The organism is Metabacillus sp. KUDC1714 (assembly GCF_014217835.1).
Classification (GTDB): domain Bacteria; phylum Bacillota; class Bacilli; order Bacillales; family Bacillaceae; genus Metabacillus; species Metabacillus rhizosphaerae.
This window is the reverse complement of sequence record NZ_CP055263.1, coordinates 4,450,586-4,473,763: the sequence shown is the minus strand read 5'-3', so window position 1 is coordinate 4,473,763 and position 23,178 is coordinate 4,450,586. Positions and strand designations below refer to the sequence as shown.

Annotated in this window: 20 protein-coding genes; 6 read left to right on the top strand and 14 right to left on the bottom strand. The window is 34.4% G+C overall.

The window, feature by feature from the left end; translation table 11 throughout:
* Position 1: 1 nt before the first annotated feature.
* The 3 genes from HUW50_RS20570 to HUW50_RS20560 form a co-directional block, all read right to left on the bottom strand.
* The gene (locus tag HUW50_RS20570) at positions 2-1,378 is read right to left on the bottom strand and encodes a Mur ligase family protein (protein ID WP_066337443.1); all 1,377 of its coding nucleotides are present in this window, start codon (positions 1,376-1,378) and stop codon (positions 2-4) included.
* Positions 1,379-1,461: 83 nt separating this feature from the next.
* Positions 1,462-1,920, bottom strand: a complete 459-nt coding sequence (locus tag HUW50_RS20565) for a CotY/CotZ family spore coat protein (RefSeq protein ID WP_260445557.1) — start codon at positions 1,918-1,920, stop codon at positions 1,462-1,464.
* Between the two features lie 93 nt (positions 1,921-2,013).
* The gene (locus HUW50_RS20560; RefSeq protein WP_066337448.1) at positions 2,014-2,523 is read right to left on the bottom strand and encodes a YheC/YheD family protein; all 510 of its coding nucleotides are present in this window, start codon (positions 2,521-2,523) and stop codon (positions 2,014-2,016) included.
* A 110-nt stretch (positions 2,524-2,633) separates the two neighbouring features.
* Between HUW50_RS20560 and HUW50_RS20555 the strand changes: the two genes are divergently transcribed.
* Complete coding sequence (locus HUW50_RS20555; protein ID WP_185653181.1) at positions 2,634-2,774, top strand: hypothetical protein; 141 nt, start codon at positions 2,634-2,636, stop codon at positions 2,772-2,774.
* 77 nt (positions 2,775-2,851) lie between these two features.
* Here HUW50_RS20555 and HUW50_RS20550 read toward each other — a convergent pair whose 3' ends face one another.
* The 5 genes from HUW50_RS20550 to HUW50_RS20530 form a co-directional block, all read right to left on the bottom strand.
* Positions 2,852-3,757 carry a fumarylacetoacetate hydrolase family protein gene (locus HUW50_RS20550; RefSeq protein WP_066337450.1) on the bottom strand — a complete coding sequence of 302 codons (906 nt, stop codon included), beginning with the start codon at positions 3,755-3,757 and terminating at the stop codon, positions 2,852-2,854.
* A gap of 30 nt (positions 3,758-3,787) precedes the next feature.
* Positions 3,788-5,422, bottom strand: coding sequence for a glycoside hydrolase family 43 protein (locus HUW50_RS20545; protein WP_185653180.1), 1,635 nt, complete (start codon positions 5,420-5,422; stop codon positions 3,788-3,790).
* Positions 5,423-5,646: 224 nt separating this feature from the next.
* A complete protein-coding gene (gene melA, locus HUW50_RS20540; RefSeq protein ID WP_066337455.1) occupies positions 5,647-7,152 on the bottom strand; it encodes an alpha-glucosidase/alpha-galactosidase in 1,506 nt (501 codons plus the stop codon).
* A 214-nt stretch (positions 7,153-7,366) separates the two neighbouring features.
* Positions 7,367-8,260: an AraC family transcriptional regulator gene (locus tag HUW50_RS20535; RefSeq protein WP_066337456.1), complete on the bottom strand. Its 894-nt coding sequence runs from the start codon at positions 8,258-8,260 to the stop codon at positions 7,367-7,369.
* 51 nt (positions 8,261-8,311) lie between these two features.
* Entirely contained in the window at positions 8,312-9,415 is a 1,104-nt protein-coding gene (locus tag HUW50_RS20530; RefSeq protein WP_260445556.1) for an NAD(P)-dependent alcohol dehydrogenase, read from the bottom strand.
* Between the two features lie 370 nt (positions 9,416-9,785).
* Here HUW50_RS20530 and HUW50_RS27170 point away from each other — a divergent pair, with 370 nt between their 5' ends.
* Positions 9,786-14,999: a LysM peptidoglycan-binding domain-containing protein gene (locus tag HUW50_RS27170; RefSeq protein WP_185653179.1), complete on the top strand. Its 5,214-nt coding sequence runs from the start codon at positions 9,786-9,788 to the stop codon at positions 14,997-14,999.
* Between the two features lie 155 nt (positions 15,000-15,154).
* The gene (locus HUW50_RS20520; protein ID WP_260445555.1) at positions 15,155-15,376 is read left to right on the top strand and encodes a DUF3231 family protein; all 222 of its coding nucleotides are present in this window, start codon (positions 15,155-15,157) and stop codon (positions 15,374-15,376) included.
* A gap of 129 nt (positions 15,377-15,505) precedes the next feature.
* Here HUW50_RS20520 and HUW50_RS20515 read toward each other — a convergent pair whose 3' ends face one another.
* Both HUW50_RS20515 and HUW50_RS20510 read right to left on the bottom strand, forming a co-directional pair.
* Positions 15,506-16,336: a sugar phosphate isomerase/epimerase family protein gene (locus HUW50_RS20515; RefSeq protein ID WP_066337462.1), complete on the bottom strand. Its 831-nt coding sequence runs from the start codon at positions 16,334-16,336 to the stop codon at positions 15,506-15,508.
* A gap of 100 nt (positions 16,337-16,436) precedes the next feature.
* On the bottom strand, positions 16,437-17,510 hold the full coding sequence (locus HUW50_RS20510; protein WP_066337464.1) for a Gfo/Idh/MocA family protein: 1,074 nt from the start codon (positions 17,508-17,510) through the stop codon (positions 16,437-16,439).
* A 237-nt stretch (positions 17,511-17,747) separates the two neighbouring features.
* Here HUW50_RS20510 and HUW50_RS20505 point away from each other — a divergent pair, with 237 nt between their 5' ends.
* Positions 17,748-18,626, top strand: a complete 879-nt coding sequence (locus tag HUW50_RS20505; RefSeq protein WP_066337467.1) for an AraC family transcriptional regulator — start codon at positions 17,748-17,750, stop codon at positions 18,624-18,626.
* 262 nt (positions 18,627-18,888) lie between these two features.
* On the opposite strand, the gene HUW50_RS20500 is transcribed toward HUW50_RS20505, so the two are convergent.
* Together HUW50_RS20500 and HUW50_RS20495 are read right to left on the bottom strand one after the other, a co-directional pair.
* Entirely contained in the window at positions 18,889-19,641 is a 753-nt protein-coding gene (locus HUW50_RS20500) for a sugar phosphate isomerase/epimerase family protein (RefSeq protein WP_066337469.1), read from the bottom strand.
* Positions 19,642-19,748: 107 nt separating this feature from the next.
* A complete protein-coding gene (locus HUW50_RS20495) occupies positions 19,749-20,516 on the bottom strand; it encodes a DUF3891 family protein (protein ID WP_066337471.1) in 768 nt (255 codons plus the stop codon).
* Positions 20,517-21,122: 606 nt separating this feature from the next.
* Between HUW50_RS20495 and HUW50_RS20490 the strand changes: the two genes are divergently transcribed.
* Positions 21,123-21,329: a hypothetical protein gene (locus HUW50_RS20490; protein ID WP_066337474.1), complete on the top strand. Its 207-nt coding sequence runs from the start codon at positions 21,123-21,125 to the stop codon at positions 21,327-21,329.
* A gap of 156 nt (positions 21,330-21,485) precedes the next feature.
* Entirely contained in the window at positions 21,486-21,911 is a 426-nt protein-coding gene (locus HUW50_RS20485; protein WP_066337477.1) for a DUF2621 domain-containing protein, read from the top strand.
* A gap of 118 nt (positions 21,912-22,029) precedes the next feature.
* Here the strand turns inward: HUW50_RS20485 and HUW50_RS20480 are convergent, their stop codons facing one another.
* Positions 22,030-22,515: a CcdC family protein gene (locus HUW50_RS20480; protein WP_185653178.1), complete on the bottom strand. Its 486-nt coding sequence runs from the start codon at positions 22,513-22,515 to the stop codon at positions 22,030-22,032.
* Positions 22,516-22,750: 235 nt separating this feature from the next.
* A complete protein-coding gene (locus HUW50_RS20475) occupies positions 22,751-23,110 on the bottom strand; it encodes a response regulator (RefSeq protein WP_066337485.1) in 360 nt (119 codons plus the stop codon).
* Positions 23,111-23,178: the final 68 nt, after the last annotated feature.

Sequence of the window (23,178 nt, the reverse complement as noted above, 5' to 3'; positions counted from 1 at the left end):
TTTAAAATTGTGTTAATTTTTTTATTAGCCCACTGTATGAGAGATTCATAGACGTTTTTACTAGTATACATGTATCACGATCAGAAGTTGCTTGTATTATATCAAATGCAGCTTGTTGATCATAAGCATGGAAAACTTTATTTGTATCCATTCCGAGTTCAATTGCTCGATCACTCATTATCTTTGATTTTTCTCCGATTGTAACAAAGAAATCTACTTTACTGTTTACAACAAGATCAGCTACTTTCATATATTCATTTACAAAAGATTGTCCTAGTTCCTCAATATCACCTAGAACGACAATTTTTTTATTCGCTTTACTAGCATGTTGTAGTACATCCAATGCAGCTTTTATTGATGTAGGATTTGTACTCCATGTATCATCGATAATTTCACATTCGTTTATCCCTTTTTTAAATTGGGTATGGCGTCGAACATGCTTGAATGATTTTAAACGTTCGATTGCTTCGATTATACCGATATTTAATTCCATACAAACAGCAATTGCGTACAATGCGTTATAAACATTATGTTCCCCAAAACCTGGTACATAACATGGATAGACCGTGCCATTATATGTTAAATTAAATCGCATTCCCTTTTTCCCATATCTAATATTACTAGCTGTAAACATCGTATCCTTCTTTAAGCTTACATAAACAATTTTCCCTTTAAAATCATTTAAATTTATTCTTTTTGTATATTCATCATCTGCATTTAATACGAGTACACCCTTATTTTGTATTGCTGTTAGCATTTTCGCTTTTTCCTCGATGTATTTATCATGCTCGTGAAATCCTTCAAGATGATCCACACCAATGTTTGTGATAACGCCAATCTCTGGCTTAAAGTAATGTGCTGTGTAAAGCATGTTATCAGGGCTGTCTACTCCCATTTCTATGACAGCTACGTCTGTCTTATTATCAATTTGCATGAGATATTTAAGATTTCGTGATAATCCATTTTCACTTAACCTAGTTTTGACTACATTTAAATCTTTCGATAAAATCCATGCAATCATTTCTTTTGTTGTTGTTTTACCACAAGTTCCTGTAACACCAATTATTGGAAGCGAAAACAAACTTCGATAATAGCTTATAAATCTATAATAAGCATTTTTTACATTCTGAACATAGACAATAGTAATTCCCTCATCCTTAATACTTTTTACATATGATATGTTACTTACTACAAGTACACATTCATCTACATCACTAGGAATTTGAATCTTTTGCTTTTTCATATGAAAATAAATTGAATGATTTGTGATTGGGTATTTCTTACCTTTTGCTACACTTTTTATTAAGGGGTTTTCTTGCCCCTTTATGATTTCACCTTTTAACACAGGAAGAATACTTACAAGTCTGAGATGTTCCATAACTCACCTCTCTTTCTGTTAGAATATTTTGATAGGTTATATACTAAAAACCTGAAAGATTATTCTCCAGGTTTTTACTCCACTCATCTTGGCTCGATAATAATTTTTCTAGTTAGTAACTTAACATTAAGGCAGTGAATTGCACAAAAACAGGATAGATCAACGGCGAAACAAATCGGAGTTCTTTCTAATCTTACAATTTCACAAATCTCTTTTGACAAACATCCATCTATGTCAAATGGTTTTAACAAAGAAAGAGTTGCACACTTTTGCTTTTCATCTATATTTTCTACTCGAAAAAAACTAGTACAAAATGAGTCCACTTTTTTATCTTCAAATTGATCAGAAAAATATCCTGTTAACTCGAACAATCCGCTATCATTCCATAATATAAAAGGAATCGTATCTACTACTTTTACATGTTCACATCGATCTTTGAAACTATTTAATGATGGATCTATTTTAAAGTCTTGATGGAATTTAATTATTTTCAATGGCTCTAAAATGCATAAGTTCCTCATTTCCTTACGGGAATCAATCATCCATCCTCCTACCCCATTCTCCGTTTTCTCCCTATATAGTATAAGTTTATTAAACAAATTGTGATTATACTCTGTAAATAAGGTTGCCTAAAATTAGTTTGCATGTAGACTCATTGCATAAGGAATCATTTGTTTAGCAACTTCAAATTCCCTATGTTTAGAGCCTGGTCTCCAATTAACTTCATAAATCCAAAGCTTCCTATTTACATCGATTCCTACATCAATTCCAAGTTCATCAAAGGAACAGTTGTAAATTTGATCAAGATGTTCAGAAAACGATAAGGCAAAGTTTTGTAATAATTGAACTACCTGTGGACTCTCTTGACCAAATTCCTGATCTAAGAAAGAAGTTAATTCCCCTCTAAATCCCCCACTGCTAATATTACTTGTTAATTTTCCATCCCCATTAATTCTTGGATAGATAAGAGCTATCACCCACTTTTTATTTTCATTTTTTTGAACATGTAACCGAAAGTCATACGCTAATCCTGATTTTGTTTTACACTCAATAAAGGGCTGCATAATATATTTGTTCTTTAGTTTTCCCTTCAAATGATCTTCTAGCTCTTGCCTTGTTATTCGTTTCAGTTCTTTACCATGCAAAATTGAAAATTTATCTTCCTCACAATTGACACCCTTTAAGTTGAAATAATTTTAATGTAAATAGGAAAACTAAGCAGGATCCAAGTATCTTAATAAAGGAGGTTTTCAAAGTGTCAAAGAAAAAACAAACACCTTCACCAGAGGTTGATCAAAAACAACTAGTCAACGACAAGGTTGAAAAGTTACGGGAAAACAATTATGAAGATGACCACATTCGTAAGGTAACAATAAGTGGTGCTGATGGTCAATAAGAACTAGGTTTTAATTTACAAAGCCTGCAAATTTAACAATTGCAGGCTTCTTAGATTTACTGAAAATATTCGTTTAATTACAAGGTTGGAAGTGTTTGAGAAATCTGTTTTTTTACCGTGTTCTCCAAAATACCTATTCCCTCTATTTCAATTTCAATACGATCATTATGATCCAATGTAAATTCATTTGGAGGTACAATACATGTTCCTGTTAATAAAACAGTACCATCAAATATTTCGTTATCTTTTAATAAATAGGAAACTAGCTCTGTATAGCTACGTTTTAATTGCTCTGTATTTGCACTACCTTCAAATACCTTTTCCTCTTTTCGGAATATTCTACATGTAATATCAAAGTTATATGGATCTTCCACCGTTTCTGCTAAACGAATTGAAGGACCAATCGAACAAGAATTTTTCCAGACTTTTGCTTGTGGTAGATACAAGGGATTTTCTCCTTCAATATCTCGACAGCTCATATCGTTTCCAATTGTATAACCAATGATTTTTCCTACCTTATTTATAACCAACCCTAGCTCGGGCTCAGGAATTTGCCAATTTGAGTCACTTCTTAAATAAACTTCACCTCTAGGTGCAACCGTCCGAGCACTTGTTGATTTGAAAAAGATTTCAGGACGTGCTGCGTTGTATACCTTATCATAGAACGTTTCTTCTTTTTCCTCATACCCTTGGGAAGCCTCGTAATTTCTTGCAAGCTTGCTATTTTCATAAGTCACGCCTGCAGCCCAAACTTCAGGGGCATCTACTGGTATTAACAAATCTAGATCATTTAAGGTCAATTTCATTGGAAGAGAATTTTCAATGACTTCTTCAATAAGTAACAATGGAGTTTTCCCCTTATTTTCCGCTTCCCTAACTAAAGATAAAAAATCTGACTGAGGTAGAACATATATTTTATTTTCTACAGTCAACACAGCTAAAACGCTTTCATTTAATTCGTTTTTATACCGTATTATATTCATTTTAAGTTCCCCCAGCTATTTAATATGATATTAAGAAAATCTAAAAACCTGATCTGAATTAGTTCCAATTTCACTTTCCTCTTCAAGGAACTCTTTATAAATAAAGTATTCAAAATCAGCATGCTTTTTTGAACCGCTTAAATCTTGAACACACAGACCGATAAATGTTCCTGTAAAGCGTATGTAATCACCGTATTCATCTGATAAATGACAAATATCGATTACTGAACCAATCTTGTTCCATTTATCATCATTTTGCGAATAGGTATAATAAAATTGCAAGTTCTCCCTTTCGATAACAGCTTTTAACTTACAAGTTTTTCCTTCCTGAAGAGGGATATCTTTTTCTAACAATTCATCATATTGCCCATTCTTTGTTTGGATGATGTTCAAACACTTACCTATCTCCTCATCATTGGAAATCCGTAAATATACATAATCATTTGTGTCGTAATAAACAACTAGCCCTGCCATTTGTTGAAAATTTTCTGGATTGAATTCAATTGCTGCTTCAACTTCACAATTAAAACTTTGTTGCCTTCTTGCTACTAAACTTTGTTTATGTGTGGATGATAGCGATTCCATTCCTTTCAATCTTAAAAAACCTTTTCGTTCTGTTAAAGATATCCATGAAGGATCTGTTGGAATCCGTAATGTACTCCAATCAAGCTGTAAAGAGTCGGATTGAAAATCATCTTTTATCGAAATTGGATCAAATGGATGGGGATCAATTTTAGGTGCCTCAACATGTAAGGACGGTGTATTTCCACCACCAAAGATTCTCAGCCAACCATCTTCAGTCCAATAACAGCGTTGGATCGCTGTCTCTCTTCCTAAATTACAATAGTTATCCTTTAAAGGTCGTCCACAAAGATGTGCTAGATACCACTCATCAGTGTGTGTTTGCACAAGACTACCATGTCCCGCTTTCTGTAAGGCTAGTTCTGGATGGTTAGCAGATGTTAGAATTGGATTTATAGGATCAACTTCAAAAGGTCCAAAAAGCGATTTAGACCTAGCCATTGTAACGGCATGTTTATATTCTGTACCACCTTCTGCTGTCATCAAATAGTAATAACCATTTCGTTTATAAAGATGTGGCCCTTCCGTTAGCTTAAGGTCTGTTCCCTTAAAGATATTTTTCACTGGTCCAATTAGTTTTTTTTCTTCTATCGAGTATTCTTGAATTACAATACCAGCAAACGAGTTTTTCCCTTTTCGACCATCCCAAAGCATGTTTACTAACCACTTCTTGCCATCGTCATCATGAAACAGTGAAGGATCGAATCCACTGCTATTTAGATAAATGGGTTCAGACCACGGCCCCATAATATCTTGAGCTGTCACCAAATAATTATGAGTATCCTTATATGCTCCTTTTCTACTTTTTACATCAGTATAAATCAAATAAAAGGTGCCCTCTGAATAGGTCAAACAAGGTGCCCAAACTCCTCCAGAATTAATATTACCTTCCATATTCACCTGTGATTTACGTGTTAAAGCATGTGTTAATAATCTCCAGTTTACTAGATCCTTTGAATGGTGAATTTGTACTCCAGGAAACCACTCAAAAGTAGATGTTGCAATATAATAATCATCCTCCACTCTTAAAAACGAAGGATCCGGGTTAAAACCACGTAAAATTGGATTTGTTATCTTTCTCATCTTTACCTCCTCAATTCTACCATACTAGTATGGCTATGATGGTGTAATGATAGGATGAATTTGCATCCATCCCCTTAAATTAGTCTTAAATTTACTTGATAATTTTCTTCAGTTTTTTTAATTTACTGATAATTTAATTTTACCATAAAACGCTTATTTTACATAGATTCAAATTCTAGTTTTCCCTTACTTTTCTAATAATATCCTTCTAGAAGACTACGATATTATTTCACAACAGAGGGACGTTCCTTCGCTTTATCCGATTCCCCAGCATTTTTAGTTGCTTCGTCCCGATTTTGAGCCATTTCTTCAACTGTTTTCACTTTTAAACGAGCTGCACCTTCATAATTTTTTGTTGGTAAAAGATTTCCGGAAGCTAACCGTTTCTTCGCTTCAGCTATTGCATCTGAATATTGTGGCAGCCATCGCTCTTGTGCAACTAGCATTTCGTCAGTCATTTGCCAAATCTCTTTTGGATTACATACTGCTCCAACTAACGGGTCCATCATCATTGCTTGACGAAGTAGGAAATCATCGCCATTAATTGCAGCTTCAACTGCTAATCTTTGTACTGAAATACTCACATTACAAACAGCGGCGCAGCCCAATGGGAGATCTCCAACATGTGGCATACTTATCCCATTACGATCAACATATCCAGGTGCTTCTATGATAGCATCGTCTGGTAGATTTGAAATAACGCCATTGTTTACTACGTTGAAGTGACCTCTGTAAACACGGCCTGTTTCAAGAGCTTCAATAATATATGAACCATGCTCTTCTCCGCGGTTTTCTTGTTTATATTCCATTGCTGGTTCTTTTAACCAATTTGGAAAGTCTGTTTCAAACCAATTTCTTCCCTCTGTACATACACGTAAATAACCGCCAGTTTCTCCATTAATCCATGTACCTAAATCAATCCAATCATTGATTTCTTCTGCACGCTTACGATACCATGGAACATATTCACTTAAATGGCCGTTTGATTCTGTTGAATAGAAACCAAAACGTCTCAGCATATCGATTCGGACCTTTTCTGTCTTACTAAACTCTGGATGATTCTCGAATGCCTCTAATATTTCCCCTGTCATATCCTCACCATTGTGCTTCACACTTATATACCATGTTTGATGATTGATACCTGCACAAATGATGTCTACTTCTTCCTTTTTCAATCCAAGTGCATTTGCAATTTGTCTATGACCACCTTGTACTCCATGACATAGACCAATTGTTCGAACACCACCATAAGTATTACAAGCCCACGTTAACATAGCCATTGGGTTTGCATAGTTAAGCAATAAACAATTTTTTTCAGCTACTTCACGGATATCTTTACAAATTTCCATCATTTCAGCAATACCGCGTTGACCGTACATGATCCCTCCAGCACAAAGCGTATCACCAACACATTGATCAATTCCATATTTCAACGGGATATCTACATCGGTTTGAAATGCCTCAAGCCCGCCAATTCTCACCACAGAAAAGATGTATCTGGCATCTCTTAATGCTTCTCTACGATTTGTTGTTGAAAATATCTTTATATCTAAACCATTATCGTCAATATCACGCTGACAAAGCTGAGTGACCATATCAAGATTTTGTGAATTAATATCTGTAAAGGATACTTCTATTTGATTAAATTCCGGAATAGCTAATAGATCTCTTAATAACCCTCTTGTAAAACCAATGCTTCCTGCACCAATAAATGCAATTTTAAATGACATTGGACAGCTCTCCTTTTCTTTTCCCAGTTCAGTAGTAAAAAACCTATGTTTATTTTATCAACTACCCCTTAAATACGTTTTCAATTTTGTAACTTAATGATGTAAAAAATCTTAACTTTTTAAAATAATATAATTCTAGTTACGCTTATTCCCATATCATTTGGTATGAATTTTGAGCATCCAGAAAAAGCAACGGTCATCAAACCGTTGCTTATTAACTACTATATTTCACGATGTTTTTAAGAGCTAATTTTCTAAACTCGAGTGGTGTTTTATTTGTATACTTTTTAAAAAGAAGACTAAAGTATTGTCTGCTATTAATACCGACATAATGAGAGATATCGATTATTGGTATATCTGTATCAGCTAAGAGCATTTTTGCCTTTTCCATTCGGTGAGAAGTCAAATATTCCATAATGGTACAGTCCATTTGATTTTTAAATATACGGTGAAGATATCCAGGATGTAAATTTACGGCAAAACCAACATCTTTTATTTGTATATCACAGTCGTAGTTTTGATGTAGGAATTCAATTGCCTTTTTCACATAGATATTCACCTGATTGAACTCACAATCTTTCTCATTTTCTTCAACAACCATTCTAGCTATTTGAATTAGTAACTGAGCCAAAAGGATCTGAACCATCATTTCGTTTTCAGAGCCTTTTTTATCCATTTCTAATACCAGATTTTTAAGAGTATGATAGATTTCATTTGGGTCCTTTAACACAATATATGAGTAACTTAATGCTAATAATTGCGTCAGGCTTTCATTTTCCGCTACTAACTCTTTAAACGCCGGAAATCTCCCCTCTTTTTGCACGAAGGAAAACTCAATATTTAGCATTCTGCATGGATTGCCTTTCTCTACTGTTAATCGATGGGGTACATTTGCATCTAATAAAATAAAATCTCCCTTTTTCATTGAAATCCTTTTATCTTCTGTCTCCACCGTACATTTCCCATCGATTACATACATTATTTCTACTTCCTTGTGTGAATGAAAAGGCATTTGATGGCTTTGCCATTGTTTAAAATAATAGGCATTTACCTTTGGGTGGTAATGACCTGCTACCAATTCATCTTGATAAAGACTGAAATTGTTCATAGCCCCCCTTAAAGTCATACTTTATGTCTTTGAATCATTTATGACCAAAGCTTATTCTTTAATCATTCCATTCGGATAGACCATAACCTTTAAACTCGCTTTTTTATTAAGTCTTGCACGTTCCATCGCTTCTTTCGTTTCTTCTAACATAAAGCGATCGGTAATTAAGCTTTTTAATTCAATATTTTGACCTTGCAAAAATTCAATTCCTTGAGGATATGTATTTGAGTATCGGAATATCCCGAAAATATCTAATTCATTATCTGCTATTAGTGGAACATTTAGACCTATTTCATCTTGAGGAGGTAGACCAACGATTGCCATTTTCCCCCCACGTTTGACAGCCTTCAACGCAGATTGTAACGCTTTTGGATTTCCAGCTGTTTCAAATGCAACATCGACACCTTTACCATTAGTTATCTTCAGTATTTCTTCATTTGGATCTTGTTCTAATACATTAATCACGTGGGTTGCTCCAAGTTTTTTAGCTGCTTCTAAGCGATTATTTTCCAAATCTGTTACAATTATATTTGCAGCACCAAACGCTTTGACTGCTGCAATTGCAGTTAATCCTACCGGCCCCATTCCCATAATTGCGACCGTTGAGCCTGGTTTGAGATTTGAACGCTTTGCTGCATGAATTCCAACAGAAAAAGGTTCAACAAGTGCTGCCTCCTCAAATGATAGTTCATCAGGAATAGGAAATAAAAAATCTTCACGATGCTTTATGTATTGCACAAATGCACCATTAACAGGTGGTGTTGCTAAAAACTGAACGTCTGGACAAAGATTATATCTTCCCTCTTTACAGTATTCACAACGACCACACGTAATACCTGGTTCAATGGCAACACGATCTCCAACTTTTACTTTCGTAACATTTTCACCAACCTTAGCAACAATACCTGCACATTCATGCCCTAAAATAATTGGTTTTTCAACGACATAACGGCCAATTTTGCCGTGTTCGTAATAATGAATATCTGAGCCACAAACTCCTACAGCCATGACTTTCACTAACACCTCATCATCATGAACCTGTGGAACAGAGATTTCTTGGATTTCGATATCAAAAGGTTTATTCATAACTGCAGCTTTCATTACAGTGGGCACTTCTATTTTTTTAGCTATTTTTACAGTTGATTTAGTCGTCATTTCTACTTCCTCCAATTATTATATTAAAAACCGTATTGATAACGTTTTCATAACCGTTAACTCTAAACTTTCTCATCAAGTCTAAAACATTTCCAGTTTATTGTACTTTATTAAAGAATACCACCAACTTTAATTAATGTAAAAGGTAGATTACTAGTTTTTAACCCAAAAATCTCTTTCGTTTTCATATAAAAGTAAATTAACCGTCACTGTCAACTTTGCTTGTCTTTATCGCCAACTCTTAAATGTAACAGTTTGACTTCTCTCCACAATCTCTATCATCCATCTCATTTTCTTTAAGCCTTAATGCATGAAGAATTCTACATATAGAGACACTACAAAGAATAGTTAATATGTAGAGGTGTTATGAATGGACATTAGTAGGTATGAATTAAAACGTGATTTGAATAATTATTACACACTTATCATTTATCTTGATCCTCTGTTGACTGAATTTTCAACAGAATTAGGAGAAACTCGACTAAAGAAAGATGATCTCAATAAGCATATTCGATCTCTAATCAAAGAGAGATTTCCGCATGTTCCTATTAAAGCTGCGAAGGTAATGGCTGGATCTTTAATCATTACAACTTTATATCTAACAGGATCAGCAACAAGTGCAGGTGCAGAAGCAAATAGTTCCACCCAGCTTACACAAGGAAATCAATTTGATGTGTACACCGTACAATCCGGTGATAGCTTATCTCTTATAGCAAAACGATTTAATGTGTCAACGGCCTCTATTAAATCGTTAAATCATTTAGCATCAGACTCTATTTTTATTGGACAAAAGTTAAATCTTCCTTTCTTCACTTATACTGTTGTTTCAGGTGATAGCCTTTCTGTTATCGCCAAACGTTTTAATACGTCAACTGCGGCAATAGGAACATTTAATCAACTTACAAGTAATACAATTAATATTGGTCAAAAGCTAAAAATACCTACATCCACTAATCCTATTGAAGAAACACCTGTTGACCATCCAACAGTTGAAGATAATAATGGGACGTACACAGTTGTTTCTGGTGATTCATTGTCATTAATTGCAAAAAAATACAGTACAACAGTCGATACCATTCGGACTTTAAACCTTTTAACGACTGATATTATATATGTTGGCCAAATATTAAAAGTTCCGCAAAATCAACAGCCTGATACAACAGAAGAAGCACCACCAACAGTTAAAGATCCAGAAATAGAACTAACTCCTGAGACACCAAAAACAGATGCTCTAACTACATATACGGTTGTTTCAGGGGATTCATTATCATTAATAGCGAAAAAGTTTTCTACGACTGTCGCTGCAATTCAGTCTCAAAACAACTTATCAACAACCGTTATTTATATCGGACAAATGTTAACCATTCCAAAAACAGCTGTAGAAAACGAGACCCCAACAGAACCAATTAAAGAAATAACAACAACTTATACCGTTATCGCAGGGGATTCTTTATCTGTTATCGCAAAACGTTTAAACACAACCGTAGACGCTATTAAGTCAACCAATAGTCTAACAACAGACATTATCTTTATTGGTCAAACACTCAAAATACCTACAGCTCAGACAGTTCCTGTGAAACCTGCAGATAATTTGGCTCCTTCTATTCCTGTTTTAACTACAGCCAATCAGATTACTAGTTCAAACCATGCACGGTTGAATATATCAGGAGCAACAGAAACTAATGCAAATGTAAAAGTTTCCATTTCAGACGGAAAGAATGAACCAAATAACTTCGAGGTAAAAGCTGATGCTAACGGGAAATTCCAACAGGTTGTTGATGTATCGATGTTACAGGATGGAAATATTACCATTACAGCTTCGGCAACAGATGCTGCAGGAAATCAAAGTTCAGGATCAAAGTTAATTGTTAAAAAAGATACTGTTTCAACAGCTCCTACCATCTCGAGTACAACGATTAATAAGTCATCATCTGGTACTTACCCTATTCTAGGTACAGCAGATCCAGGCTCTATCGTAACAATCGTCATATCAGATGGAGAAAATTTAGAGATTACTACTCAAAGCGTAACAAATGAACGCGGAGAATTCCGAGCCATTGTTGATTTAACTCGTTTAAATGATGGTGAAATATTCATTACAGCCAATGCAAAAGATTCTTTGGAAAATGAAAGTCAAGCATCGAAAATCACTGTAATAAAGGATTCTTCTATTAATCAACCAACAATGGAACTGCCTCCTTCGATAAATAGTGATTCTGTTGGGACAGTTGCAATTAGAGGAAAAAGTGAAGAAAACGCTTCCGTTATGATAAAAGCTACAGATGGAGTATCTGAGGTTGAAGCTAGTGTGACAAGCACTAAAGAAGGTGACTATAAAGCAAATTTGGATTTAACTTCACTTAATGATGGGAAAATTACAATTACTGCTACCGCTATCGACCGCTTTGGTAACAAAAGCGAGAAAAATACAGGAATAATTGCTAAGGATACATTTGCATCTGAACCTATGATCGATAATAAAAAACACGTTACAAATGTAAATGCACACGAATACACAATTTTTGGTGTTGCTGAGCGTGACGCTACAGTCAAAATTACTGTAACAGATGAAAATAATTCTAAAATTAATACTAGTGTAACAGCTAATGACAATGGTGAATTTCAAGCAAATGTTGATTTACGTTCTCTTAGTGACGGTCAACTAACAATAACTGCTCAAGGAATAGATTTGTCTGGTAATCATAGTGGTACCCTAGTTAATAAGCTGTTAAAAGATACTGATATTCCCTTAGTCCCTATATTTAATAATAATTTTTTTATTAATAATGAAAATCAAAGCTCTTACCTCCTTACAGGATCTGCTGAAGGAAATGCCCAAATAAATGTAATCATCTCTAATAACGATGGGCAGTCGATTCAAGTAAGCGGAACTGCTGATGAGACTGGTAGCTACAGAATTCCAATTGACCTCACCACTTTTAATGATGGAGATGTAACATTCAAAATAACGCAAAATGATTTTGCAGGGAACATTAGTCCTTCCATCTCAAAAACATTAATAAAGGATACAACCGCTCCAACAAATCTAGAGGTTGATCAACTTAATACTATTTTTAGTGGTAATGCTAACTCCTATAAAGTTGCTGGCTCGGCAGAACCAAACATTACGCTTGAAATTACTCTTTCAGATGAGAAAACAAATGTAATAAAGTCTTTGACAACTAACCAAGATGGTTCTTTTGAAATACCATTTGATGTTAGTACATTAATGGATGGAAATATCACTGTTTCATTTTTGACAAGGGATGCAGCTGGAAATAGCGGAACTCCAGAGCCCATCACCATTAAGAAGGATACAACTGCACCTACTAAAGCGATTTTAACAGTTCCACCCTTTGTGAATTCACAAAATATGAAGCAATATGACATAACTGGCTCTAGTGTTGAAGAAGGTTCACTAATCAAAATGGTTGTAACAGATGGAACGACTGCGATAACAAAATCAACGAAAGTTATTAATGGTAGTTTTAACACACAACTCGATTTATCAAGTTTAAAAAATGGTCCAATCTCTTTTGAAATCACTCAAATAGATCTTGCTGGAAACACAGGTATTGTTCAAGCCACATCGCTTGAAAAGGATACGACAGTAGAAAATCCAATTATTTCAAAAAATGGTTTCAAATATGAAAACCTTCAATCTATTTATACAATGATTGGGTTAGCGGAGCCAAATGCGACAATTGAAATTACCATTTTTGATGCTAATGGGAATGAGCTATTAACAAAGTCATCCTCTGCTGATTCTAAGGGTTATTATTCAACATTTATGCACCTAGATCTAGATGTGCTGAACACATCTGGTGAGATAACTGCTTCAGTCTCTCAAACAGATTTAGCTGGAAACACGAGTGAACTAACATCTGTAGGCCTTTACACTTATAAGGTTGCAGCTAGCGATTCGTTAGTTTCGATTGCTAAACGTTATAACACAACTGTTGAGGCCTTAATGTCTCTTAACCAATTAACAAGCGAAGCGATTCAAACTAATCAACAATTACGCTTGCCTATTTCAGCAAGTGAAGTGATTAACCTTGGATATATGTATTTTGGAAATACAAATGAATACATTAACATGATAAATCAAACAGCAAATTCAGTAAATATCGTGTCTCCAAGTTACTTTGATATAAATTCAGATGGATCATTAAAGCTCACCTATCAAGTAGACCCTCATTTTATTAGTATGATGCACCAGCAAGGTAAACGAGTTGTTCCATTTTTAAGTAACCATTGGGATCGTACTATTGGTCGTGCAATGCTAGAAAATAAAGAGCAAGCTGCACAGCAAATTGCTGATGCGATTGAGCACTACAATTTAGATGGTGTAAATGTTGACATTGAGAATGTAACAGAGATAGATCGTGAAAATTATACAGAATTTGTTCGGTTGTTGAGGGAAAAAATTCCAGTTTCTAAAGAAGTATCTGTTGCTGTTGCTGCGAATCCTAATGGATGGTCCTCGGGCTGGCATGGTTCCTATGATTATACGGAATTAGCCAAATATGCTGACTATTTAATGATTATGAGTTACGACGAAAGCTATACTGGCGGGGAGGCAGGTTCTGTAGCTAGTTACTCATGGGTAGAAAAATCTATTCAATATGCACTTGATCAAGGTGTGACAAGTGATAAGATTGTCGTTGGTGTTGCACATTTTGGACGTTATTGGATTGAAGGAGTTTCATACGGAGGATTTGGCATTTCGAATTCTAAGGTTGAGGAAATGATCCAAAAATATAATGGGTCGGTAACGTTTGATGAAATAAGTAAAACGCCAAAAGCAACGATTACTATTAACGAAGGTGACCCTATTACATTTGTGAGTGGTAGCTCACTTTCTCCTGATACGTATACAATTTGGTATGAAAACGAAGAATCTATTCGACATAAACTTTCATTAGTAAATCAGTATAACCTACGTGGAGTTGGTAACTGGAGTATAGGACAAGAAAATCCCGAGGTATGGAATAGTTACACAACCTCACTACCTACTATTGTGCCTGTCACCTCTCCTGAATTTACAAATGTTGATAAAGACGAAGGAAAAGACTACAAACTTTACACTGTAGTTTCAGGTGATAGTTTATGGTCAATTGCGAACAAAAATAATACGACAGTAACTATCCTTAGAGACATAAACAATTTAAATACAGATACTGTACTGATAGGACAAACTTTAAAAATACCTTCTGGTGAAAATAATATAACAGTAACTGAACCAGAGACCTCAACTATGTCTTATACCGTTGTTTCTGGTGATTCACTATCGGTTATTGCTAAGCGTTATAACACTACTGTTACGTCAATTAAAGAACAAAACAACTTAATATCGGATTCTATTTATGTAGGGCAGGTTTTAAATATAAGCACTACCACTACCTCTACAGAGAATGTGACTCCACCAAAGGATCCAGAGATAACAACCTATACAGTAGTCTCTGGTGATTCATTATCAGTTATTGCTAATCGATTTAACACAACTGTTACGCTGATAAAAGAAACAAATAATTTAACAACTGACACCATCTATGTAGGGCAAACTTTAAAAATAACTCATTAGTAATTAATTTGTATTTTTCAAAGAAAAGATCATATAGCTCAAAAGCATATAGACATTTTTAGTGACATCTTAAAAAAGGCCGACTTGCCTTCACCAATGTCTTGGGATACCGCGTAACAGATAGTACTAAACCAATTTTTTCAGATAAGTTAATTATGTTTCATGTGTCTGCGATGATAGCTGCTGGAATTGGAAATTATGGAACAGCTATGGCAGCAAGTCCTAGAAAAGATATCGCCATTAAGTATGCTTCTTTAATTCCAGAAATTTCACTATACGCTGAAGATGGTGCAAATATAATGATAAAAAATGAATGGTTAGAAGAGCCGCCCCAAACAGACGATCGAAAAAAGCTTGCAAAAAAAGAATATGAATGACAATGAATGATTCTTAAATAACATTTAAGTAATAATAAAAGATTCAACACAAATAAGCCTCGACTAATATATGCACTAGTTATAATGAAAATATCGCAGTGGGACTTTTCCTGCACTGCGATATTTTTATTAGATTTGACTAAATACCTTATCAAAACCTAACTTTGACCTTCTAAAAAGCTCTTCAACTGGCTGTGTTGGCATACTCGGTGTAAGGACTTCTTGAGCAACTGGCCCAGAGTAACCAGTTTGTTTAATGCTTTGCAGAAATAAGGATAAATCAATAACTCCTTCCCCTGTATATAAGCGATCATTATCTTTTAGTTTCTCAGTAGGCAGATTGTAAGCATCGTTAATATGTACATGGACAATTTGATTTTCTTTTAATTTTACAAGATCCTTACTTGTTAATCCTGTAGTGTACCAATGATATGAATCAAGCAAGAGGCCAACATTAGATAACCCAATTGCATCTATTAACTCTAAAGTCTCATCTTGTGACCAAATAAATGGATTTTTCCAGGTTTTTCTTAAATGATGTGGTCCGACATACTCTAAACCCAATCTTATCCCATACGCACTTAAAACATCAGAGCAAATTCTTAATCGTTTTACTGCAAGACTCATCAGTCTTGCGGCTTTAAGGTCAGTTGAAGGCAAAATATACGTACAACAGCGTTTACATCCTAGTTCAGCAGCTGCTTTTGCAGTAGCCACTAAATCTCCTAATCCTTCAGAAAAGATATCAGTTGTTTGACGCCATTCAACTGGAAGACCAATTGCACCTATTTCAATCCCATTTTCTTGTAAGATATCCTTCGCTCCAGCCAAACCATATTCATCGATGAAACTTTTCGCATCAAGATCAACAGATTGAAAACCAAATTCAGCTGCTAATTCAATAAACCGTTTATCATCTTTTATTTGCCCTAACCCCGCTTTTGTTATACCTCTTAACATCTTCCAATACACCCTTTCGTTAGTAAATAACCTTTAATCAAAATCGGTCTTCCAAATTAAGAAGAAAAGGTATCCTATTTTGGATAACCGCAACGAAAAATTAAATATTCCAATCTAACACAACTTCACGACCAGTTATCGAAGATTCATAGATGGCGTCCAGGATAAGGTTATTAGTTAATCCTGACATTGCAGATGTGATTGGTTGTTTTCCTTCACGAATACATTCAATAAAATGTCTACTTAATTGGACACGATCATCTTGTTCACTTACAGGTGGTGTAAGATCAATATCAATAGCACGGTCAAATTGTTCTGTTAAGATTTTTGCATGATTACCACTTAGTGATGCACCACCCTCTGAGCCCATCAAGTGAATAAAAGGTTCATTACTTGTATCCATATGAACGGCCCAGCTAACTTCTAGTGATAATGTAGAACCATCCTCCATTTTAATCAATGCAGTTGCCAAGTCCTCGACATCATATTGGCCGTTCCAATATGGCGTTCCCCAAGAACCAATTCCTTTTTTCTTTGGACCGAATTCAGCATATGTTGAACCATAAACGGATACTGGCTTCGGATTTCCCATTAAATAAAGAGCTATATCTAGCATATGAACCCCGATATCAATCAATGGCCCGCCACCAGCTTCAGACTTCTGTGTAAACCAGCTACCCCATCCAGGAATTCCTTTTCTACGGAACCAACCAGTCTTGGCATTATAAATTTTACCTAGTGATCCCTTTTCAACTTGTTCTTTTATTTGTTGAAATTGCCACTGCCATCTCATTTGATGACCTACCATGACAACTTTTCCAGATTCTCGTTGTGCTCTTACGATTTCCTTAGCAGCTTCACTATTAATTCCCATTGGCTTTTCAACAAGTACATGCTTCCCTGCCTTTAACGCTTGAATAGCTAATGGGGCATGCCACTTGTTTGGTACACCAATAATGACTGCATCTATTTGTGGATCATGGATTAATTCTTCTGCGCTATTGAACACTGTGTTTATTCCATATTCCTCGGCGCGCTTTTCTGCTAGTGGTAAATAAACATCAGTAATGCCTTGAATGATGACCTCATCCGTTAGTTTTCCAAAAGTATTTAAGTGAACACTCCCAATTGCTCCTGCACCTATCATCCCTAATCTTATTTTACTCGTTTCCATTTGTATTCCTCCTTGTTATATTTAAATGTATTTTTGCTTTCCATGCTTATAATAGTGATCGATTTATATATATCCATCTTTTTTGCAACAAAACGCCAATTGCAAACCCATCAAACCCCTTTTAAGTAAAGAGCTTATTATAACGCTTACATTTATGATAAGATAAATAGAGGAAAAAAGCTGATCAATTTTTCATCTATTTATCTCATTTTTTCTGTTAAGGAGGACACGGAAGCATTGACAATATTCCCTATGTATCTATCTTCATATCCTAATATGGATACAACATTCCCGTTTCATCTTTCCATTAACGAAATCGAGTCCACTTTCCCTTCTCATCGCCACGATTACCTTGAATTTTCGTTGGTTATTGGAGGAAACGGATTTGAAATTATCAATGGAAGGAAACATAAAATGGAACCTGGAACGTTTACATTCATCCTCCCCTATCAAATACATGAGATTGTGGCTGAAAAAGAAACACCCTTATTATTAGTTAACTGTATTTTTGATCTTGGTCTCATCCACGATCTTGGTCTTCATAGTTTATTAACTGATTCTGGGGAATTGGAACTTAAACCATATTTAAAACTAAATGAGGAGCATTTTTTTAAAATGAAACAGCATTTATATGAAATGCTTGACGAATACAGGAGTAATAAATCATATAAAGAAGTTGTTTTAAAAGCAAAAATGGCTGAGGTATTAGTTTTATTTGAACGAAATCGTCAGGTAAATCACTCGTCTGCTTTTATCAAAAAACGAGCAACAAAAAAAGGCATCATATGGGACATTATTCAATACATCCATCTTCATTATGATGAGAATATAACTCTATCGAATATAGCAAAACAATTTCATGTCAGTATCCCGTACTTAAGTGAATTATTTAAAGAACATGTTGGACTTAATTTCGTTCATTTCATACATGAAGTACGAATTCGACATGCTTGTAGTCTATTAACATCCACGACAATTCCTGTCACAGAAATTGCTTTGGAAGTCGGATATCGATCCTTTCAAACCTTTTCTCGTGTATTTAGGGAACAAAAGAAGTTAACACCAACTGCTTACCGTAAAATACATAACAGACAGGAAATAAAATTGGATCTATAACCATAGAACAAATGCGCAAGCGTCTTAGTTAGCCTCAGGCAAATAAGCTGATTTAGAATAGAAGGGTTCTTTGCCTTCTATTCTAAATTAGCTAGACGCTGGAGCTGGATGTCGTACCCTTATCCACAGTTAAAGAATTTTATTATTTCGTAAACGATAAAAAAGGGTCTGACCCCTTACCGAATATATAGCCTTGACTTAATTAATTGCTACATGTATTGGTATTTTTCGAGGGGACAGTCCCTTGTTATTCTTCTTATTTTTATCCGATTTTAGGTAATGTAGTTTTTAAATAGTTGATACTTATTTCAATACTTTCGAAAGGAGAACGATTACATTTATCTTGTTCGACAACATACCATTGGATTTGTGTTTCCTTACTCTTTTTAAGAACACCCTCGATATCTACTCCACCAGTACCTAATTCAGCAAAGGTTCTATCGCTATCTGTTGTCATATCTTTCAAATGAATTAGTGGCATACGCCCAGTGTATTTTTCCATCCATTCTAATGGATCTTCACCAGCAAGAGTTAACCAGTATACATCCAATTCAGCTTTAACATACTCTGAATTTGTATCAGCAAAAAGTTGTTCAAGATGTGAAACACTATCACCTTTTTCAAGTTCAAAATCATGATTATGATAACTTAATGAAATCCCTTCCTGCTGACTTCTTTTTCCAATCTCGTTTAAGCTTTTAGCTAATTGTGAATAATCTCCACGTCTATCTTCTACTAAATATGGACAAACGATATTATTGCAGTTGATTGCTTTTAAATATTCTAGTTCAGCTTCTAAGTTTTCTTCCATTCTTTCTAGTGGAACGTGGCTGCTAACTGCTTTAAGGCCTAGTCGATCAAGAGTTGCCTTCAAATCTTCCGCTTCTTTTCCCCAATACCCTGCTAATTCAACACCATTAAAACCTAATCCAGCTACTCTTTCTAATGTTCCATAAAAATCTTTTTCACATTCTGCATGTAAAGTGTATAATTGTACAGCGATCGAATTGTTCATTTATGTACTTCCTTCCTCATTTAAAGTAGTTTCATAGTAATCATACCAAATAAATCCTAAATTCTCATCATTTTAATTGAAAACGTTTTATCAATCAATTTCGAAGCTTATTTTGATATAATTTCAACAGTTCTATTTTGGATTGGTGCATCGTGAAATGCTTTTAGAATCCCCTGCTGTTTAACAAGATCTTTAGGAACGTGTCTTAAAGGAATAGAAAGCTTAAACTCTTCAGTAAAAGGAAACGGATTTACCATTATTTCATTTTGGCTCTTCCACACAGCATGAAAAGCAAATTCTTTAAAGAACGAAAATGGTTGAGTAAGACCATTTTCAAACCAATTATGCACTTTATCACCTATTGCACCAGCTTCCTGCATACATACAAAAAGTGAGATATTGTCACAAAATTTTAGCAAGTTATAGTGAAAAACTAGATTTTTATCAGTTTCATAGAGGTTTAACTTATTTAAAAGGCGCTTTTGTCTTGAAATCTCCTTATTTACAAATAAGATAATTCTTTTATCGTTTGTTAATTCTTTAAAAAATTGAGTATAGTGAATACTACAAAGTAAAGCTGCGTATAGATTTTTCTCTTCAATCTCATCGATTCCTTTTTTATAAAAATGCAGCTTTAAGGAGATTGGAAAATCGACAAAGGTAAAAGGTACTTGCGCTTCATCGTTCCATAAAGGTGACTCATCAACATCAATCCATGCACGATCATGCTGAGCTATTGCATATAAAACCGAATCTCTTTTATCAATCCCAAGAAAATGTTCCTGTTTCCAGTGTTGTGCAAAACCCTCTGATAATAATGCATGCTCATGTTGTTCAGTCATGACAAATGAAGTTTTGTCCTCATAAACGATCATCGTAACACCTCACCTTAATTTCTTAATAGAAATATATTTACTAGATCATTCTATGTAGAAGAAAAAATCCCTTTATATATTTAATGTAGGTTTTACCTTACCGATGATAAAATTGTTTATCTATTTCAAGATGAATTTTATTAAAGGCAAAGTTTCCAAATGAATTAAATCAGCTCCTCTTTTTAGATAGAGGTTATTACATGGATCGATATAAGAAAGTGGATGGGCTTTATGATCATTATAAAACCCAAGTGAATTTTTCTATTATTTGGTACTTTACGCGCATAAAAAAGCGTGATATTGTATAAATTAATAATGTCCCTTCCGAAACATTCGCTTGTTGCGGGACACTTAACCATGTACGGATCGGAAGGGACTAGTGTCTGATTTTTTAATCAGGCACTTTTTTTATACGATAAATGAGTGATAATCTATGCTTAATCTGCTATTATTTATATAGGATATCCTTTTTTTTGCAAAATGGTTAATTGGAACTGCCCATTCGTAAATGAAATTACATACATAACACTTTAATTGGGCGTGTAATCGTTTAAATGCAAAAAAGTTTATTTAATACCATTATTGTTATATCTAGGAGGAGCTACGATGGTACGTACATATGAATTTGTTTATCTACCAACAGATGTTGGGACAATTCGAGTTGATATACACTATAAACATTCAATGTTTCATGTTCAAGCTGAGTTAAATGATTTAATGAGTTCGGCTTTTGATCGTAAAAAAGTCGAAGCAGTCAAAAAAGCTTTGCTCCTCTTAGCAAAAGAACACCATGCGTTTGGACACCAAGAATAGTTTTACACACTACATTGCATGTGTATAATAGTAATATGAAATGATTTATCGTACAATACAGGCAGTTTAGCACCTACTTCTACTCATTTTCACTTAGAACGGGATCTAACTGCCTGTTAATATGGGAAAGTTTGTATTTAGTAAGAGGTGAACAAAATGTTAGAAGGTTGGTTTTTGTGGTTTATCTTATTTTGGGTTGTTTTTCTTATCTCAATGTTTGCTATAGGTGGATTTTTCATGTTTCGAAAATTTCTTCAAAGAATGCCAAAAGAAGATGGGAAATCAGATTTAGACTGGCAGGATTATTATCTTGAGAAAACGAAACACCTGTGGGAACAAAATGAAAAGGATCTATTAGAAGATCTTGTTGAACCTGTCCCAGAGCTTTTTCGTGATGTAGCACGAGCAAAAATTGCTGGTAAGATCGGTCAACTTGCTTTAAAGGAAAATGCTCAAAGCATAACATTAGATTTGGTCATTCGCGGTTATATTTTGGCTACCCCAAAACGCGATCATAAATTTTTGATAAAAAGGTTGAATGAAAAACAAATTGATTTTTCAGCTTATAAAGCACTTTTTTAAAAAACCGAAACGAAAATCGTTTCGGTTTTTTATTTAAAAGATTTTAATATACACTACCATATCTGAGTATTCATGAATAAAGCACAAGTGCATTTAATGATAATTACAGGTGTCTTATTTAAATTGTTGGTATATTAGAGGAAGAATCTAGCTGATTTTTCACCCTTCTAAAAGAAAAGAACATCGCGATTCTCCAAGGAACAATCATCCCGAATGCAAGAATCCAAAACATGCCACTTAATTCTCCAACATCAATTGTATTACTTAAATATGATTTCATGATTATACGAATGAGTAACAACCCAATCAAAATAAAAGCAAAAGCTTTTGATCGTTTAAGATAAATGTTATCCTCTCTAATTTCAAAATTCGATGTTTTAATTAAAAGAATCGAAAAGATCATACCAACAAGTAAAGCCTCAAAAAACTCAGCGGCTGATACGCGGAACATTGGATGAATAAACATCAAAGCACCTGTACTCATAAATATCGGTGGCAAAATAATTTTTTTTGCAGTTGCAGGCTTCTTAGCTGATTTTATTCGAATGAATAAAACAAACAGAGCCATACAAATTGCAAAAAATGATGAAATAATTGTGACCAAATAAATCAATCCTTTACTAGACGGCTAATAGTCTTAGTATAAACGAATTTACCATATTTACCTACATAAACTTTCATTTTAATGATCCTGTTTAAATTACTTATTTAAATACTAAAATAAAGTGTTTCCACCTTAATTGCTGAACACCAAGCCTAAAGGAGAAAATTTTGGAGTTTTAATACCTTAATAATACAAAAAACCATTTAAGAAGAATCATAAATGGTTTCACGTCTATTTAACCTAGTACACGGTTAACCGCTTCTATAACGCGATTTTCATCAAAGGGCTTAACAATAAAATCTTTTGCTCCTGCTTCTATAGCTTCTACAACCATTTTTTGTTGACCCATTGCTGAACACATAATAATCTTAGCTTGAGGATAATCTTGTTTGATCTCTTTAAGTGCTTCAATTCCATTCTTTTCTGGCATCGTAATATCCAAAGTAACTAAATCTGGCTTTTCTTTTACAAAAAGTTCAATAGCTTCTACCCCATTTTCAGCTTCTCCGACAACCTCATGATTCGCTTTTATTAATATATTTGATAACGTCATTCTCATAAACTTGGCATCATCAACAATTAAAATTCTAGCCATGCCTAGTTCCTCCCAAAAAATGATAAAGAAAGCCTGTTAATATTGGAGCTTCGATAGTGGTGAAGGCG

Coding starts and splice junctions, on each gene's coding strand:
- HUW50_RS20570 (WP_066337443.1), bottom strand. CDS start 1,378: ATGGAACATCTCAGACTTGTAAGTATTCTTCCTGTGTTAAAAGGTGAA.
- HUW50_RS20565 (WP_260445557.1), bottom strand. CDS start 1,920: ATGATTGATTCCCGTAAGGAAATGAGGAACTTATGCATTTTAGAGCCA.
- HUW50_RS20550 (WP_066337450.1), bottom strand. CDS start 3,757: ATGAATATAATACGGTATAAAAACGAATTAAATGAAAGCGTTTTAGCT.
- HUW50_RS20545 (WP_185653180.1), bottom strand. CDS start 5,422: ATGAGAAAGATAACAAATCCAATTTTACGTGGTTTTAACCCGGATCCT.
- melA (WP_066337455.1), bottom strand. CDS start 7,152: ATGTCATTTAAAATTGCATTTATTGGTGCAGGAAGCATTGGTTTTACA.
- HUW50_RS20535 (WP_066337456.1), bottom strand. CDS start 8,260: ATGAACAATTTCAGTCTTTATCAAGATGAATTGGTAGCAGGTCATTAC.
- HUW50_RS20530 (WP_260445556.1), bottom strand. CDS start 9,415: ATGACGACTAAATCAACTGTAAAAATAGCTAAAAAAATAGAAGTGCCC.
- HUW50_RS27170 (WP_185653179.1), top strand. CDS start 9,786: ATGGACATTAGTAGGTATGAATTAAAACGTGATTTGAATAATTATTAC.
- HUW50_RS20520 (WP_260445555.1), top strand. CDS start 15,155: ATGTTTCATGTGTCTGCGATGATAGCTGCTGGAATTGGAAATTATGGA.
- HUW50_RS20515 (WP_066337462.1), bottom strand. CDS start 16,336: ATGTTAAGAGGTATAACAAAAGCGGGGTTAGGGCAAATAAAAGATGAT.
- HUW50_RS20510 (WP_066337464.1), bottom strand. CDS start 17,510: ATGGAAACGAGTAAAATAAGATTAGGGATGATAGGTGCAGGAGCAATT.
- HUW50_RS20500 (WP_066337469.1), bottom strand. CDS start 19,641: ATGAACAATTCGATCGCTGTACAATTATACACTTTACATGCAGAATGT.
- HUW50_RS20495 (WP_066337471.1), bottom strand. CDS start 20,516: ATGATCGTTTATGAGGACAAAACTTCATTTGTCATGACTGAACAACAT.
- HUW50_RS20490 (WP_066337474.1), top strand. CDS start 21,123: ATGGTACGTACATATGAATTTGTTTATCTACCAACAGATGTTGGGACA.
- HUW50_RS20485 (WP_066337477.1), top strand. CDS start 21,486: ATGTTAGAAGGTTGGTTTTTGTGGTTTATCTTATTTTGGGTTGTTTTT.
- HUW50_RS20475 (WP_066337485.1), bottom strand. CDS start 23,110: ATGGCTAGAATTTTAATTGTTGATGATGCCAAGTTTATGAGAATGACG.